Annotated in this window: 15 protein-coding genes; 7 read left to right on the plus strand and 8 right to left on the minus strand. The window is 49.7% G+C overall.

The genetic code is table 11. The features are described 5' to 3' along the window. Positions 1-11: 11 nt before the first annotated feature. The 4 genes from ACOWVD_RS18755 to ACOWVD_RS18770 all read right to left on the minus strand — a co-directional run bounded on the left by ACOWVD_RS18755 (position 12) and on the right by ACOWVD_RS18770 (position 3849). Complete coding sequence (locus tag ACOWVD_RS18755) at positions 12-1934, minus strand: DUF3732 domain-containing protein (protein WP_421105725.1); 1923 nt, start codon at positions 1932-1934, stop codon at positions 12-14. Continuing rightward, on the minus strand, positions 1934-2407 hold the full coding sequence (locus tag ACOWVD_RS18760; protein WP_421105726.1) for a three component ABC system middle component: 474 nt from the start codon (positions 2405-2407) through the stop codon (positions 1934-1936). The genes ACOWVD_RS18755 and ACOWVD_RS18760 overlap by 1 nt, the downstream gene beginning before the upstream one ends. After that, positions 2404-3513 (minus strand): hypothetical protein, encoded by a 1110-nt coding sequence (locus ACOWVD_RS18765; RefSeq protein WP_421105727.1) that lies wholly within the window; start codon positions 3511-3513, stop codon positions 2404-2406. The genes ACOWVD_RS18760 and ACOWVD_RS18765 overlap by 4 nt, the downstream gene beginning before the upstream one ends. 108 nt (positions 3514-3621) lie before the next feature. Then, complete coding sequence (locus ACOWVD_RS18770; RefSeq protein ID WP_421105728.1) at positions 3622-3849, minus strand: helix-turn-helix domain-containing protein; 228 nt, start codon at positions 3847-3849, stop codon at positions 3622-3624. 153 nt (positions 3850-4002) lie between these two features. Here ACOWVD_RS18770 and ACOWVD_RS18775 point away from each other — a divergent pair, with 153 nt between their 5' ends. The 3 genes from ACOWVD_RS18775 to ACOWVD_RS18785 all read left to right on the plus strand — a co-directional run bounded on the left by ACOWVD_RS18775 (position 4003) and on the right by ACOWVD_RS18785 (position 5580). After that, the gene (locus tag ACOWVD_RS18775) at positions 4003-4491 is read left to right on the plus strand and encodes a hypothetical protein (protein WP_421105729.1); all 489 of its coding nucleotides are present in this window, start codon (positions 4003-4005) and stop codon (positions 4489-4491) included. Between the two features lie 74 nt (positions 4492-4565). After that, a complete protein-coding gene (locus ACOWVD_RS18780) occupies positions 4566-4802 on the plus strand; it encodes a hypothetical protein (protein WP_421105730.1) in 237 nt (78 codons plus the stop codon). A gap of 58 nt (positions 4803-4860) precedes the next feature. Next, complete coding sequence (locus tag ACOWVD_RS18785) at positions 4861-5580, plus strand: lysozyme inhibitor LprI family protein (protein ID WP_421105731.1); 720 nt, start codon at positions 4861-4863, stop codon at positions 5578-5580. Between the two features lie 359 nt (positions 5581-5939). Here the strand turns inward: ACOWVD_RS18785 and ACOWVD_RS18790 are convergent, their stop codons facing one another. Then, positions 5940-6581: a recombinase family protein gene (locus ACOWVD_RS18790; protein WP_060429783.1), complete on the minus strand. Its 642-nt coding sequence runs from the start codon at positions 6579-6581 to the stop codon at positions 5940-5942. Positions 6582-6643: 62 nt separating this feature from the next. Next, a complete protein-coding gene (locus ACOWVD_RS18795; RefSeq protein ID WP_421105732.1) occupies positions 6644-8155 on the minus strand; it encodes a recombinase family protein in 1512 nt (503 codons plus the stop codon). A 38-nt stretch (positions 8156-8193) separates the two neighbouring features. On the opposite strand from ACOWVD_RS18795, the gene ACOWVD_RS18800 reads away from it, so the two are divergent. Then, entirely contained in the window at positions 8194-9786 is a 1593-nt protein-coding gene (locus tag ACOWVD_RS18800; protein WP_421105733.1) for an ABC-F family ATPase, read from the plus strand. A 51-nt stretch (positions 9787-9837) separates the two neighbouring features. Here the strand turns inward: ACOWVD_RS18800 and moeB are convergent, their stop codons facing one another. Beyond that, positions 9838-10593, minus strand: coding sequence for a molybdopterin-synthase adenylyltransferase MoeB (gene moeB / locus ACOWVD_RS18805; protein WP_053091212.1), 756 nt, complete (start codon positions 10591-10593; stop codon positions 9838-9840). Positions 10594-10595: 2 nt separating this feature from the next. Then, positions 10596-11834, minus strand: a complete 1239-nt coding sequence (gene moeA, locus ACOWVD_RS18810) for a molybdopterin molybdotransferase MoeA (protein ID WP_421105734.1) — start codon at positions 11832-11834, stop codon at positions 10596-10598. 157 nt (positions 11835-11991) lie between these two features. Between moeA and ACOWVD_RS18815 the strand changes: the two genes are divergently transcribed. The 3 genes from ACOWVD_RS18815 (at position 11992) to ACOWVD_RS18825 (ending at position 15737) form a co-directional block, all read left to right on the plus strand. Next, positions 11992-12528: a DUF924 family protein gene (locus ACOWVD_RS18815; RefSeq protein ID WP_421105741.1), complete on the plus strand. Its 537-nt coding sequence runs from the start codon at positions 11992-11994 to the stop codon at positions 12526-12528. A gap of 358 nt (positions 12529-12886) precedes the next feature. Beyond that, the gene (locus ACOWVD_RS18820) at positions 12887-13843 is read left to right on the plus strand and encodes an isoaspartyl peptidase/L-asparaginase family protein (RefSeq protein ID WP_015377209.1); all 957 of its coding nucleotides are present in this window, start codon (positions 12887-12889) and stop codon (positions 13841-13843) included. A gap of 19 nt (positions 13844-13862) precedes the next feature. Then, entirely contained in the window at positions 13863-15737 is a 1875-nt protein-coding gene (locus ACOWVD_RS18825; RefSeq protein ID WP_049241277.1) for a dipeptide ABC transporter ATP-binding protein, read from the plus strand. The last annotated feature ends 13 nt before the right edge of the window (positions 15738-15750 follow it).

The raw sequence follows: 15750 nt of genomic DNA on the forward strand, positions 1-15750 counted from the left end.
TTTTAGTGATATTAAATTAGCTTCTCACCGTTCTCTCTCCAGCGTTTTCTAACAATGCTTTCGAAATCAATATCTTTTAAGTGTAGCTTATCGGCATGTTCAAGGATTATAACTTGCGGCATGAAATTAGATTTGTTTTTTATGTGAACTAAAACGGCATTTATAGTGTTAAATATATTCTCGACTTGTTTGATATCAGTATCTTTTGCTGATTTTCGATCTGCATCAGAAGGGAAGTAAACTTGGCTTGGTTGATCTAAAAACAAAAAAGTAGGTATGCAAGATTTTTCCTCTATCGATAATAAGAATAGTATCCCTAAGAATAGAGATAAATGACATGCCAACCAGTTAGCACCGCTTCCCATTTCATGTAAACTTATTTTTTCTCCAGCATGGGAGTGATAAAAATTAAAGTCTCTCAACGAGAAATGTAACTCTGCTGGTTTTAATTCCTCTTCAAAATCTAACTGATTACAAATTTGAGTCATTATTTTTGATATTCGAGCTTCGCTAGATGAATATTTCTTCTCTAAGTCATATTGAGATAATTCATCTTCTAGTTTTTTTAATCTATCTTTTAAAGTCTTCAAGTTATCACTTGAATTAATTATATCATTGTTCTTGAAAAATGAGGATATTAATGAGGTGACTTTCCCTCTCATGAAACTAGCTTTTTCTCTAAAATTATTTAATTTATTTAGCTCTATCTTGTTTTTTTCGTAGTCCTTTATTTTTGCATTAGATACTCTGATGTCTTTTTTTATACTATCTTTTAGCTTAATTAATCTCTCCAGCTCTTGAGATGTATCTTCTTGAAAGTATTGTAATTTATTTAGATCTGAAATTAACTTTCCCTGATGGATTTCTAATTCTTTTAATTCATCAGTGAGTTGCGGTTGTTCACTAGAACATAGAGGACAAGTTACTGTTTCTCCGGGTTCAAATATACCGAATGTGCTTTTTATCTTGTTCAAATCAATTGCATGATGAATGGATATATCTGAACAATTATCTAGTATTGCTATTTTTCTATTGACCTCAATAAGCTTTGAACTTAACTCAGAAAGTAAATTATTTTCATCTTGATAGTTTTTTTCTGTCTGAGGGGAACCATGAGGAATGTCAGGCACAGGAGGAAGGTTTTTAGCTAAATTTAGCAGTTTAGAGTAGGCGATGTTATCTTCTATTTTATAATCAATAGCAGAAAGGTACTCCTCAACAAGATTTCTTATTATTTTCTTGTTTTCTTCTTGAGAGTTTTTTGCGTACATCTCTATTTTTTCTTGGGTTCGTATTTTTTTCAACGTATCGTCACGTTCTCTAATTAGTCTATAGTAGTTTCCTTCCACCCACCCCAAGAAAATGGGAAGTTCTTTTATTGTTCTATCTCTTTTTACAAAATCATGGAATCTATAGAAGAGGGCATGCTTATTAGCTATCAGGTTCTGATGTTGGAATAATAGTGATACCGCATTTCTAATTGAAGCCTTACCATGATGGAAACTATTTACTTCATCCTTCATATCTAAAACTGAGAGTCCAAGATATGTTTCAAATTTAGATTGTGCTGCTTTTATCGTTGTTGGGGATTGATTGTCAAAATATCCAAGACTCAAAGGTGATATTATTTCTTTATTAGTCTCTAATTTTATGAATGCTTTTGAGCCTAGATTAGTTTTAGGCGCATGTCTACCAACTATTATATAGCTATCTCTTAGCTTAAAAACCACACTGTAAAAATATGCGAATGTAGTAATAACCCCCTTGGGAATACTAGATGTCTTTGAAAATAGACAATAATCGACGATTTCTAACAAAGCACTTTTCCCTGTTTTAGAATCACCGGTAATAATATTAAGGCCATTTGTTAACTCAATGAACCGATGTTCTCCTGACTCACTAAAAATATTTATTGATTCTATGATGGCTTTCATTATATTGCTCCGAATCTAATCAGTAGTTCAACAGACTCTTCTTTAGCTAAGATTGCACCTAAGTTATACGCACCTTTACAGTGCTTTTTGACATGTGAATCTGTTAATGAATTAAAGTTAGTGGAAATGTTCTCTAAAAACACCCTGTTACTTATTTTTAACTTGCAAGATGAGGCTAGGATGATTAATCCTTTTTTTATTATAGGTCTGTAAAAATTGATTAAATCACGCGATGCAATAAACTCCCCCCTTAGCATAGGATTTGTGGTTATTTTACTTAGGTTGGAGCTTTTGTTTCCGTGTGACAACTCGTTCACAACTGACTCGTTTAATATAAATGGGATGGAAAGATAGATTACTTCCAGCTCGATTCCGCCCTTTTTTATTTGCTGTGCCCCGGATAAAAAATATTTTAACAATAAGGCAACCCATAAAGGAGAGTTTAACAATGCAGAGATTTCTTTTGGTTTCATTTTTCATGCTCCGAAAACAGCCAAGAAAACTCCTTTCTATCGACAATTGAGTGTATTCTCCCTTTTTGATAATACCCTGCTATTTCCTGTATCCCGAGGATTTTTTTATCATTTAATAGTAAGCATTCCGAGTACATTTTCTTTGATACTGATATTATCTCTAATTCTTTCTGTTTTTTTTGAGAGATTATTGTAGAGTGCTTTAGCTTAACTAGAGAAAGGTTTTCACTAAGAGTATCATCAAAGTCCTCAAGATTGTCTGCCATAGATGTATGAAGTTTTAATATCTTTAGGGTGCTTCTTTCTGCGCGTAAAAAATCCACTATAGCCTTATCCACCATAATATCATCGAGTTCGATTCTCCTTAATTCATCAATGAAATTAAAATTCGATAAATTAATCCCATTCACTTCTCTTTTAGTAACTAGTGGGAATGGGTAGTCTTTATCAATAAATGCCTTGGCAAAACCTTCCATCTCTCTTTTAAACTCATTTCGCTCGATATGCCACCGGTCCATATCATCAATAGCCTTCATTGAAATATAACCTAACATTTTATGCATAAAACTATCTACATGTTGGTCTGGTATAGTGAGAAATGATGGATGTGATTTTATTTCTTCGTATTTTTCATCTATCGTTGGTTGGGAACCGATGATAGTTAACTTTTCTAATATATTGATTAGATCTGACTGGTCATGGTTGAAAATAAACTCATAGTACTTTGATATGGTTTTGTTAGATTTAACTGAAGTTATTCTTTTGAGTTTATCTTCTTTTGAGGTGTTATTCCAGTTAAAAAAAATAGAAGATGAGTTTATTTCTGATGTGGTTAATAGTTCAAATCTATTAAAGCCATAGAGTATTTTATACTCATTAACTAAATTATATAATGTTTTCCAAAAATCAATGTGAGAGTCGTTTAAAGAACCACGAGTTAAATGATGTTTCACCTCTGTGCTTTTATCTGTATGAGCTATATCTCCATAGCATTCAATCCAGACTATTTCATTTTCTTTAGCATTTAAACAGGACTCTAATGCTAGAAGCTTTTGATAATCATAACCAAGTAGTTTCTTTGTTGCATTATTGGATGTGCCATCCATATATTGAGTCCTTGTTTTAGTGGATGCTGAAATGTTACAACATGTGCATAATATATCTAAAGATAAGCTGTCTTTGTACTGTGTTTATATCCATGAGTCTCTTAGTAACTAGTCGTTATTATTGCTAGGGATAAATAAATTAAAAATATCTACTTTTAAACCTATTGCCAATACGCTAATCACTTCTAACGTCGGATTCCTTACCCCACGCTCTATCCCACTCACATAGGTGCGGTCTAATCCGCACTTATCAGCGAATTCTTCCTGTGACCAGCCACGCTCTTTACGTAGTTCTCGAACACGTTGGCCAAATTTGATTTGAAGTTCATTTTTCATCTAACAAGCATCATGTTTTGTTGCTTATCAGACCACGGACTATGAGTCACATTTTGTTTGTGTTAATGTGACTCATAGTCATCAATAAATTGTACGAAAAGCACTCTTTTTGTTAATATTCATGCTGTTAGTAATTGATAGGAGCGTATGATAATGAAGAAATGTATTTTGCCACTTTTAGTGGTATTTCCAGCAACAGTTTTGGCATGGGTACCGGCAGACCCTTTCAAGTACCCTGACGAGTACACAACCCCGTATAACCAGAGTGATTGGAACAAAGCTACCCCATATGAAATGGTTCTCTTCTACAACAACAATACAGATCAGTTCTCAATGGCATTCCGCGCTCTTCGAAACGATAGACTGATCAGATTTTCGAGTGGGGATACGCCGAACAACGTGGAGATTTCTGGTTGCAAGAAAGAAATGAAAGGTTCCTTAGAGTATGGGGAGGGGTTACCAAGACTCACGCTGAAAACTGCAGGAAACCGCGAGCTGAAAACACTTTTCCTTGAATGTGCAGATGTCTTCTTCCGTGTTTCAGATGGGGACAATCAACAAACCTACAAGCCCGTCGCTGGAAGCATAACTCGGATGCAATGGAGAGCCTTAGTTAAAGACGGCGCTATTTCTATTAAATGACAGGAGTGTCTACCGAGTACCACCAGTTACTCAGTAGACAAAGTGTTAACTATTCGTATATAAGTGGATTAAAAATGAACAATCATGAGAAAAAGCCTGCATCAGGGCAAGTGGAGCCTTGGAAAGGTCAAGAACCTAAAACTCCGCCGTCTAACCGTTTGCTCCCACAATTGAAAGATTGCTTTGCTATTTTGGGTCTTCTATTCACATTGGCAATTTTATCGTATTTTTTATTCGGGGATATTCAGATAGGTAAACTGAGTATTGGACACAACATATTGCTTGGCTATTACATTAGTTACGGTGCGTGATTTATAAAAGTGTTATTTAAAGTGTGATGGCCGCATGCTATTTTCTAGGTGAGATATAATGAGAAAATTTAAAAGTAAGATTGCATTTTGTATAAAGAGAACTTGTGTTTTAGCTATCCTGGCTATATCTATTGATGCAAATGCGGCTGGGTTCGATTGTTCAAAAGCGTCTACCTCTATAGAGAAGATGATTTGCAATGATAGAGTTCTAAGTGATCTTGATTCTGCAATGTCCAATTTGTATAGCAGTAAAAAGGATGACAAATTAAAGGAGATTCAGTTAGATTGGATCAGAAATAAAAGAAACCATGCGTATACATCGGATGAATTACGTGAGCTGTATGCAAAGCATATTCAGTTTTTATCTACATATGTAGATAAAACTAACAATTATGATTCTGAAAATAAATCAGAAGGTGCATCAAAGGTTGTAGAGCCTCGTAAGTCAATAGCCAAAGAAAAGGTTGGTTCAGATAGTTTACAGTTATCAGACTTTGAGAATGAATTTATATCTATTGACGGCATGGAGTACTCTACTGGATACCGAGAGATGAATAAATCGAATTATGTAATTCTATGTGCTGACGCTATGATGATAGACGTAATGAATTCATGGAGGAGGAGTTCTGCAAAGAACAATCAAAGCCGTGAGTTCAGCAAACTAAGAAAAAACATCTATAATGGGTTATGGAATGCGACTGTAGATAATATTGAAAGTAAGGTAAATACTCAGAATATGAGGATGGTTTGTGATTTATTGATTGCCGCTAATAGATAAAATTTAATGGCCTTGCAAAAGGCCATTAAAATCATTATAGGAAATAGTTATGCGTCTACGACGCAGTGGCGAGCCACATGTTTTTAAATCTTCTTTGCTGGCAGGTAGTATTGATTGTAACGGTAAGAACCTAGATTCATTATAACATGAATATTTTTAAAGCGAATAACTGCAAAGAAAATAATTTTATTAATCAGATTATAATGTCGGCGGATGTAGTAGTTGGAAAGGCATTATAAAGATAATAACACACTTTTTGAGATTCATTTAAAAGTGCGCAAAAAAGTTAAAATTCGCAAGGGTTAAATCGGTTATTGGTATATATCAATGGGTTATGTTTGCATGGCATAGGGTTCGCTTTAGCGATTTAATGCTCTACGCAATGTTGTCCGTGAGATAGGTAAGCCTATCTTGGTTAGATGAGTGAGCATTTGAGCCTCTGTGGCTCCCTGAGCGATTTTATCCTTAAGGTGATTGGTAATCATAAGGTAGCGTTCTGCGGTTGCCTGGTGCCTTACAGACGCTTTTTTAGCTATACCTTGACGAACAGCCTCAAGCTTATAGCCGTAAACTTTACCATTATGGCGACCATTGCTAAATCCGTCTTTGATACGTTCTGCGATACGTTTACGCTCAAATGTAGCGACAGAAGCCATGATGGTAAGAATCATCTCGCCAATCGGTGTTGATACATCAAGTGCGATATCAAGGATCTTGAGAGTAATTTTCTTTTGCTGGAGCCATTTCACGGTGTTCAAACAATCAGCAGTGTCACGAAAACCACGATCCAACTTGGCAATGACGATGGTATCACCGGCGCTGAGTTTCTCGATAAGTTTCTGTGCCTCAGGTCGTTTTTGAAAAGGTATCGAACCAGAAATGTTCACATCTGAAAAAACACAGTCAATTCTATGCTGTGACTCTATCAGCGTGATTTGGTTATCGGTCGTACCGGTTTCACTCTCGGCTTTTGATACACGGGTATAGGCAAAAATGGTCATGTTCTCCTCCTGCGAAGAATTATATCCAGCCTACAGGAGGAGTACATTACGTTATGATAATTCTAACTATTCTCCGTTGCTTCGCGAAATCCAGCCAATAGATTTTGCAATGCAATGGTATCGCTCAAGAACTTGATCTCGCCATCGACCATCAGGAAGTTTTGCTTATGGCCAGACAGGTGGAGAACTTTCACTGCCCAGCCATTACCTGAGCGGAACACAGTAATGCTTTTTAAAACGCGTTTCAGTAAAAGGTTAAGTTCTAAACCATCCGTAATGCTGGAAAGCCTCTCACTTTTAACGGCTTCGATACCACGTTGCTCACGCTCATCCTTTGCTATCTTGTCGGTAATCTCTTTTAGTCTGGATTCCATTGTCCCGATGCTTTTAATAACAGATAAAGGGATATTATCCAGAACTTGCAATTTGCTGTTCAGATCATTAATGCGAGCTTCAAGCTGTTGCCTTTCTTGATGAATGGATTGGCTCAGCGTCTGTTTCTTCTTGAACTCCAACCGGCCAAGAATAGTGGTTAGTGCGCCATCTAATCCTTTGATTGAAATATTTTGCGTACAGCGGCCATCTTTGGCATTTAAACAGCCATGATAAACGTATAGTTTTCCTTTCACTGTGTGCTGTCTTTTTACTAATGCGCCACCGCATTCACAACGTAATAGGCCACTATAAGGATTATTGGCGCTACGGCGTCCTCGTTTGGATTTGCTTTGGTCTGATTGCAGTAAAAGCCATTCTTCTTTGTTGATCAGGGCAGGGTAGTACGCTTCAACCAGTTCTAGCTTGATCAGTTCCCTGTCTTTGGTTGTTTCACCCGTTTGATAAGCACCGTACAGCGCAGGATTTTTTAGCATTTTGGTTATAGAGGCATGATTCCATTGTGCCGTTCGGACTCCGGCAATACCCAGCTTATTGAGCGTTTTTGCTATCATATTGCTGCCTTTGCCTTCTTGTTTGAGCTGAACGATTTGCCTGGCGACTCCTGCCTTATCGCTGAGGGCATAACCAGCTTCGGTACGCTGTAGCCAAAAAGGTAGGATTTTATTGATAGGTTTCCCGCTAAGTGCTGCTTCGCGTTGTTGTCCCTTGGTTTCACGCAGGCGTAGCGCTTTACGTTCTGACTCTTTATGAGCCAGATCGGCAGCTACCGCTATGCGAATGACACTTTGTAGGTCATTCAGACTGTTTTTGGTTAACAGCAAACCATCGGAAAGGCTGACTACCTGAACGTCTTTGCGTAGAATCTCTTTTACCGTTTCCAGCGTAGCATCGATGCCACGACGTGAAAGCCGGTCTAATGCTTCGATAATGATTGTTGATCCGGCAGTAATCTGGCCTTCTTCAATGGCGGCAAGCATATCAACCAGAGAGGCGCGTTTACCTTCCCGGAAGGCGCTGATACCAAGGTCTTGGAAGTTTTTGCTGGAGAGTTTAAGTCCATTTTTGATGGCGTATTCTTCCGCCATTTCTGTCTGCCTGCGCAGACTGTCACCCAGTTCTTGCCGCTTGCTTGAAAAACGAACATAACTGTAGGCGATCCCGTTGTTCCGTTGTGGCATAATGCGTCCAAAATCACGTTTCTATAAGAGTAAATCCTTTGCTATTAAGTAACAATATCACCATGCAGTTCGGCAGCAAGCCGTTGTTTGAAAACATCTCTGTCAAATTCGGCGGCGGCAACCGTTACGGCCTGATCGGCGCTAACGGCTGCGGCAAGTCCACCTTTATGAAAATCCTCGGCGGCGATCTGGCGCCGAGCGGCGGCAACGTGTTCCTCGATCCGAACGAGCGCCTGGGTAAACTGCGTCAGGATCAGTTCGCCTTCGAGCAGTACAGCGTGCTGGACACCGTGATCATGGGCCACACCGAACTGTGGGCGGTGAAGGAAGAGCGCGACCGCATCTACGCCATGGCGGAGATGAGCGAAGAAGACGGCTATAAAGTGGCCGATCTGGAAGTGGCCTACGGCGAAATGGACGGCTACAGCGCCGAAGCGCGCGCCGGCGAACTGTTGCTCGGCGTGGGTATTCCGGTGGAGCAACACTACGGTCCGATGAGCGAAATCGCGCCGGGCTGGAAGCTGCGCGTGTTGCTGGCGCAGGCGCTGTTCTCCGATCCGGAAATCCTGCTGCTCGACGAACCGACCAACAACCTGGACATCGACACCATTCGCTGGCTGGAAAACGTGCTCAACGAGCGCAACAGCACCATGATCATCATTTCGCACGACCGTCACTTCCTGAACATGGTCTGCACCCACATGGCGGATCTGGACTACGGCGAACTGCGCGTTTATCCGGGCAACTACGACGAATACATGACCGCCGCCACCCAGGCGCGCGAGCGTCTGCTGGCGGACAACGCCAAGAAGAAGGCGCAGATCAGCGAGCTGCAATCGTTCGTCAGCCGCTTCAGCGCCAACGCCTCCAAATCCAAGCAGGCCACCTCCCGCGCCCGCCAGATCGACAAGATCCAGCTGGAAGAGGTGAAAGCCTCCAGCCGCCAGAACCCGTTCATCCGTTTCGAACAGGATAAGAAGCTGTTCCGTAATGCGCTGGAAGTGGAAGCGCTCACCAAGGGCTTCGATGACGGCCCGTTGTTCAGCAAGCTGAACCTGATGGTGGAAGTGGGCGAGAAGGTCGCGGTGCTGGGCGCCAACGGCATCGGTAAAACCACCCTGCTGAAAACGCTGGTGGGCGACGCGCAGCCGGACAGCGGCACCGTCAAGTGGTCAGAAAACGCCCGTATCGGTTACTACGCGCAGGATCACGAATACGAGTTCGACGACACCCTGAGCGTGTTCGACTGGATGAGCCAGTGGAAGCAGGAAAAAGACGACGAGCAGGCGGTGCGCAGCGTGTTGGGCCGTCTGCTGTTCAGCCAGGATGACATCAAGAAGAAAGTGAAGGTGCTGTCCGGTGGTGAAAAAGGCCGCATGCTGTTCGGCAAGCTGATGATGCAGCGCCCGAATATTCTGGTGATGGACGAACCGACCAACCACCTGGATATGGAATCCATCGAATCGCTGAACATGGCGCTGGAGATGTACGAAGGCACGCTGATCTTCGTCTCCCACGACCGTGAGTTCGTCAGCTCGCTGGCGACCCGGATTCTGGAAATCACCCCGAACAAGGTGATCGACTTTACCGGCAACTACGAAGACTATCTGCGCAGCCAGGGCATCGTGTAACACTCGCGGCAACGCATCAGGGCGGGAATTATCCCGCCCTTTTTTTATCCGTCATTCCCCGCCGCACACCTCGCAGTGCGGATCCTTCGGCAGCGTCATCTCGCGGAACTGCATGCTCATCGCATCGAACATCAACAGCTTGCCGCGCAGCGGCTGACCGTAGTCGGCCAGCAGCTTGATGGCCTCCATCGCCTGCAGAGTGCCGATAGTGCCGACCAGCGGCGCCATCACGCCCGCTTCGACGCAGGTGAGGGCGCTGTCGCCGAACAGCCGGCTCAGGCAGCGGTAGCAGGGCTCGCCCGGCTGATAGGTGAACACGCTGAGCTGGCCTTCCATGCGGATCGCCGCGCCGGAAACCAGCGGCTTGCGCTGTGCGTGGCACAGGCGGTTCAGCGCGTCGCGCGCTGCCACGTTGTCGGTGCAGTCCAGCACCAGATCGCAGGCGGCGATCTCTGCCGCGACCGCGTCATCTTCCAGACGGCCGTCGATGGCGTCGATGCGGATATGCGGATTGATGGCGCTCAGCTCCTGCCTGGCGGAGGCGACTTTGCTCTGGCCGATGCGATCGTCGCGGTGCAGGATCTGGCGCTGCAGGTTGGAGAGCGAGACGGTGTCGAAATCCACCAGCACCAGATGGCCGACGCCGGCCGCCGCCAGATAAGGCGCGGCGGCGCAGCCCAGCCCGCCCAGTCCGGCGATCAGCACGCGGGCGGCCTTCAGCTTCTCCTGGCCATCGAAGTCAAAGCCGCGCAGCACGATCTGGCGGTTGTAGCGCAGCGCTTCGGCGTCGGTCAATTCCGGCAGCATGCTCAGCTCCTCAGCAGGGCGTTGAACGGCTCGATCTCCACCGTTTCACCCGCCGCCACCGAACCGCGTTCGCGCTCCAGCACGATGAAACAGTTGCCCTGGCTGTAGGAGCTGAAGACGTGCGAGCCCTGGTGGCCGGTGGTGCTCACCTCCAGTTCGCCCGCGGCGTTGCTGCTGAACACGCCGCGCTGAAAATCGAGGCGGCCCGGCGATTTCTTCAGCGGCGTCAGCGCCCGCGCGCGCAGGCGCGGCGGCAGGCGCCAGTCGCTGTGGCCGGCCAGCTTCGCCAGCAGCGGTTGCACCAGCTGGTAGAAGGTCAGGGCGGCGGAAACCGGGTTGCCCGGCAGGCCGCAGAACCAGGCGTGGCCCAGTTTGCCGAAGGCGAACGGTTTGCCGGGTTTGATCGCCAGCTTCCAGAAGCTGACCTGGCCCAGTTCGTCGAGCATCTGTTTGGTGTAGTCGGCCTCGCCGACCGAGACGCCGCCGCTGCTGATCACCACGTCAGCCTGGCTGTCCGCCTGTGTAAAAGCGGCGCGCAGCGCATCGCGATCGTCGCGGATAATGCCGAGATCGAGCACGTCACAGCCCATCTGCTCCAGCATCAGGCGCACCGCGAAGCGGTTGGTGTCGTAGATCTGGCCTGCCTGCAGCGGCTGGCCGACCGGCTGCAGTTCGTCGCCGGTGGAGAACACCGCAACCTTCAGCTTACGCATCACCTGCACTTCGGCGACCCCGAGCGAAGCCAGCAGCGGCAGCTGCGCGGCGCCCAGCTTCACGCCGGCCGGCAACACGCTCGCGCCCCGGCGAATGTCTTCGCCCGCCAGACGGATATTCTGGCCGGCTTCTATCGGGGCGGTAAAACGCACGCCCTGGTCGCTCACTTCGGCCTGCTCTTGCATGACAACCGCTTCCGCCCCGGCCGGGATCGGCGCGCCGGTCATGATGCGCACGCAGCTGTTGGCCGGCCATTGGCCGTCGAACGGCGCGCCGGCGAAGGCTTTCCCGGCGACCGGCAATGGCGCATTGGCCGCCAGATCGGCGAGGCGTACCGCATAACCGTCCATCGCCGAGTTGGCGAACGGCGGCACGTCAAGCGGTGAGACCACCGGCGCGGCGGTGATGCGGCCGGCGGCGGCGGTCAGCGCGACGGATTCGGTTTGTTGCAGCGGGGCGATCTGCCCGAGCATTTTTTCCAGCGCTTGCTCCAGGGAGATGAGATCGGAAGTATGGCAATGATCCATAAGGGGAACTCCGTAATCAGGGTGCGCAATGATAGCGACAAAGTGCGGCTATTATGGCAGAGAACGTTGGGGGGGAGAACGGGTTATGCCCGCCATCTTTCGCACTGCGCCGGAAGCGCGAACGGGTATAAACTGCGTAAAACACAGGAGGATCATGATGCATAAACAGGTTATCGAGTTCTGGTTCGACGAGATCGACCCGGTGATGTGGTTCAAAAAGGACGATGATTTCGATCGTCTGCTGCATAGCCGCTTCGGCGAAATCTGGCGGGCGGCGGCGGCGGGGGAACTGGCGCACTGGCGCGATAGCATCGAAGGGCGCCTGGCGGAGGTGATCGTGCTCGATCAATTCAGCCGCAACCTGTTTCGCGGCACGCCGCAGTCGTTCGCCTGCGACGGCATGGCGCTGGTCCTGGCGCAGGAGGCGATCCGCAGCGGCGAGTGCGAACGGCTGAGCCGTGAGCAGCGCGGCTTCCTTTATCTGCCGTTCATGCATTCGGAATCGCCGCTGATCCACCAGCAGGCGCTGGTGTTATATACCGAGCTTAATAACGGCGACCAGCTGGAGTTCGAGCTACGGCATAAGGCGATCATCGATCGTTTCGGCCGCTACCCGCATCGCAACGCAATATTGGGGCGCATCAGCACGCCGGAAGAAGAGGCCTTTTTACGGCAGCCCGGCTCGGGTTTTTAATCGTCGGATCATCTGCGCCCGGCCGGGGGAAAAACAGCAGGCCGGGCGCCACAATAAGCGTGACTCAGCGCGAACGTTTATTTCATTACGCCATGCCGCTATTTCCTCTCGCGAAATTACCAATAATCCCAGCCGCACTGTCAGCGGTTTGCCGCTTTTTATAACCTGCTGTTTTTATTCCAATAAGCTATTTCAAGGTGCGAAATGGTCTAAGCGCGCTACGCTAAAAGCGGGACGTGGACGTTATGCTGTACTTCCACTGTAGGACTAAATAGAGTCGAAAAAGACTGAATAATAATGATACCGCGCTCAGCTTATTCGCTGCGCAACGGCGGGATTAACACAGGGTGTCAGGCAAATGAGCAAACCAGTGATTGCCATTCATGGCGGCGCGGGCGCAATTACCCGGGCGGCGCTGAGTGCGGAAAAAGAACGGCAGTATATCCAGGCGCTGTCCGAGATCGTGGCCGCCGGGCAGGCGGTACTGGCGCAGGGCGGCAGCGCGCTGGACGCGGTGACCGAAGCGGTGCGGCTGCTGGAGGAATGCCCGCTGTTCAACGCCGGCAAAGGCTCGGTGTTTACCCATCAGGGCACCCACGAACTGGACGCCTGCGTGATGGACGGCCGCACCTGCGACGCCGGCGCTGTCGCCGGCGTCAGCCATATCCGCAACCCGGTGCTGGCGGCGCGCGCGGTGCTGGAAAACAGTGAGCACGTGCTGTTTGCCGCCGAAGGCGCCGAGAAGTTTGCCGCCGCCCACGGCCTGGAAATGGTTACTCCCGACTTCTTCTTTACCCAGGAACGCTTTGATCAGTTGCACCGCGCCCAGGCGGAGCAGGGGCGGGTCTTGCTTGATCACGACGGCGCGGCGCAGGCCGGCGATCCGCTCGATCCCGATCGCAAATTCGGCACCGTCGGCGCGGTGGCACTGGATGCGCTGGGCAACCTCGCCGCCGCCACTTCCACCGGTGGCATGACCAACAAGCAGGCCGGGCGGGTAGGCGACACGCCGATCATCGGCGCCGGTTGCTATGCCAACAACGCCACGGTGGCGGTTTCCAGCACCGGCACCGGCGAAATCTTCATGCGCGGCGTGGCGGCCTATGACGTCTCCGCCCTGATCGAATACGGCGGCCTCAGCCTGCAAGAGGCCAGCGATCGGGTGGTGATGGAGAAGCTGCCGGCGCTGGGCGGCAGCGGCGGCATGATCGCCGTCGATCGCCACGGCAATATCGCGCTGCCGTTCAACAGCGAGGGGATGTACCGCGGTTTTGGCTATGTCGGCGATGCGCCGTCCGTCGGGATTTATCGCTAAGCGTTCACCGGGAGGGTGTATGACCGACGTTTCATTCCAGCCCGTTGGCGATGGGTTGTCATTGCCGCCGCAGCGTGTGCTGTCGGTGCGCGATCTGAGCATCAGTTTTCCTCAATCGGAAGGTGCCGTGGAAGCGGTGCGCAACCTGTCGTTCGAGCTCGATCGCGGCGAAACGCTGGCGATCGTCGGTGAGTCCGGCTCCGGCAAATCGGTGACTTCACTGGGGCTGATGCGGCTGGTGGAGCAGGGCGGCGGGCGCATCGTCGGCGGCGCCATGACGCTGCGCCGGCGCGACGGCGCGCTGCTCGATCTGGCGCGAGCCTCGCAGAGCACGCTGAGAACGGTGCGCGGCGCCGACATGGCGATGATCTTCCAGGAACCGATGACCTCGCTCAACCCGGTGTTTCCGGTCGGCGAGCAGATCGCCGAATCGCTGCGTTTGCATCAGGGCATGGATCACCGCAGCGCGCGCCAGGAGGCGCTGCGCATGCTCGATCTGGTGCGTATTCCGGAGGCTAAAGAGGTGCTGGGGCGCTACCCGCACCAGCTTTCCGGCGGCATGCGCCAGCGGGTGATGATCGCCATGGCGCTCTCCTGCAAGCCGGCGCTGTTGATCGCCGATGAACCCACCACCGCCCTCGACGTCACCATTCAGGCGCAGATCCTGCAGCTGATCCGCGTGCTGCAACAGGAGATGCAGATGGGGGTGATCTTCATCACTCACGACATGGGCGTGGTGGCGGAGATCGCTGACCGGGTGCTGGTGATGCGCCGCGGTGAGCAGGTGGAACAAAATCGGGTGCGCGAGCTGTTTGCCACGCCGCAGCAGGCCTATACCCGGGCGCTGTTGGCGGCGGTGCCGAAGCTGGGGGCGATGGCCGATCGGCCGCTGCCGGCGAAGTTTCCGCTGCCGGGTGGCGAGGGGGATGAAGAGCCGCAGGATACCGTGCCGCCAGGCGCCGCGCCGATCCTGCGGGTGGATCATCTGGTCACGCGTTTTGATCTGCGCGGCGGGCTGTTCAATCGGGTCACTCGCCGGGTGCACGCGGTGGAAAACGTCAGTTTCGATCTTTACCCCGGCGAGACGCTGGGGCTGGTGGGCGAGTCCGGCTGCGGCAAGTCCACCACCGGGCGCTCTTTGCTGAAGCTGGTGGACAGCCAAAGCGGCACCATCACCTTCGCCGGGCGGCGAATCGATCGGTTGAAGGGATCGGCGCTGCAGCACCTGCGGCGCGATATTCAGTTCATTTTTCAAGATCCTTACGCCTCGCTCGATCCGCGCCTGACGGTCGGTTTCTCCATCATGGAGCCGCTGCTGGTGCACAACGTGATGCGCGGCCGTGAGGCGGAACGGCGGGTGGCCTGGCTATTGGAACGCGTCGGCCTGTCGCCGGAACATGCGCGCCGCTACCCGCACGAATTTTCCGGCGGCCAGCGCCAGCGCATCTGCATCGCGCGCGCGCTGGCGCTGAACCCGAAAGTGGTGATCGCCGATGAGGCGGTCTCGGCGCTGGACGTGTCGATTCAGGCGCAGATCGTCAATCTGTTGCTCGATCTGCAGCGCGAATTCGGCATCGCTTTCTTGTTCATTTCGCACGACATGGCGGTGGTGGAGCGCATCAGCCACCGGGTGGCGGTGATGTACCTCGGGCAGATCGTCGAGATCGGCCCGCGGCAGGCGGTGTTCGACAATCCGCAGCATCCCTACACCCGCAAGCTGATGGCGGCGGTGCCGGTGGCCGATCCCGCTCACGCCCACAAACGGCAGCCGCTGCCGGCCGATGAGATCCCCAGCCCGGTGCGCGCGCTGGGCGATGAACCCGTTACCGCACCGCTGGTGCAGGTTGGCGCCGGGCACTTTGTCGCCCGCCACCCGATCGCCGGTGCTTTTTAAAGACCTCAGGAGA

This window comes from Serratia sp. SA088 (genome assembly GCF_049065515.1).
Taxonomy (GTDB): domain Bacteria; phylum Pseudomonadota; class Gammaproteobacteria; order Enterobacterales; family Enterobacteriaceae; genus Serratia; species Serratia nematodiphila.

Coding starts and splice junctions, on each gene's coding strand:
- ACOWVD_RS18815 (WP_421105741.1), top strand. CDS start 11,992: ATGCATAAACAGGTTATCGAGTTCTGGTTCGACGAGATCGACCCGGTG.
- ACOWVD_RS18825 (WP_049241277.1), top strand. CDS start 13,863: ATGACCGACGTTTCATTCCAGCCCGTTGGCGATGGGTTGTCATTGCCG.
- ACOWVD_RS18780 (WP_421105730.1), top strand. CDS start 4,566: ATGAACAATCATGAGAAAAAGCCTGCATCAGGGCAAGTGGAGCCTTGG.
- ACOWVD_RS18775 (WP_421105729.1), top strand. CDS start 4,003: ATGAAGAAATGTATTTTGCCACTTTTAGTGGTATTTCCAGCAACAGTT.
- ACOWVD_RS18785 (WP_421105731.1), top strand. CDS start 4,861: ATGAGAAAATTTAAAAGTAAGATTGCATTTTGTATAAAGAGAACTTGT.
- ACOWVD_RS18765 (WP_421105727.1), bottom strand. CDS start 3,513: ATGGATGGCACATCCAATAATGCAACAAAGAAACTACTTGGTTATGAT.
- ACOWVD_RS18820 (WP_015377209.1), top strand. CDS start 12,887: ATGAGCAAACCAGTGATTGCCATTCATGGCGGCGCGGGCGCAATTACC.
- ACOWVD_RS18760 (WP_421105726.1), bottom strand. CDS start 2,407: ATGAAACCAAAAGAAATCTCTGCATTGTTAAACTCTCCTTTATGGGTT.
- ACOWVD_RS18755 (WP_421105725.1), bottom strand. CDS start 1,934: ATGAAAGCCATCATAGAATCAATAAATATTTTTAGTGAGTCAGGAGAA.
- ACOWVD_RS18770 (WP_421105728.1), bottom strand. CDS start 3,849: ATGAAAAATGAACTTCAAATCAAATTTGGCCAACGTGTTCGAGAACTA.
- ACOWVD_RS18790 (WP_060429783.1), bottom strand. CDS start 6,581: ATGACCATTTTTGCCTATACCCGTGTATCAAAAGCCGAGAGTGAAACC.
- moeB (WP_053091212.1), bottom strand. CDS start 10,593: ATGCTGCCGGAATTGACCGACGCCGAAGCGCTGCGCTACAACCGCCAG.
- ACOWVD_RS18795 (WP_421105732.1), bottom strand. CDS start 8,155: ATGCCACAACGGAACAACGGGATCGCCTACAGTTATGTTCGTTTTTCA.
- moeA (WP_421105734.1), bottom strand. CDS start 11,834: ATGGATCATTGCCATACTTCCGATCTCATCTCCCTGGAGCAAGCGCTG.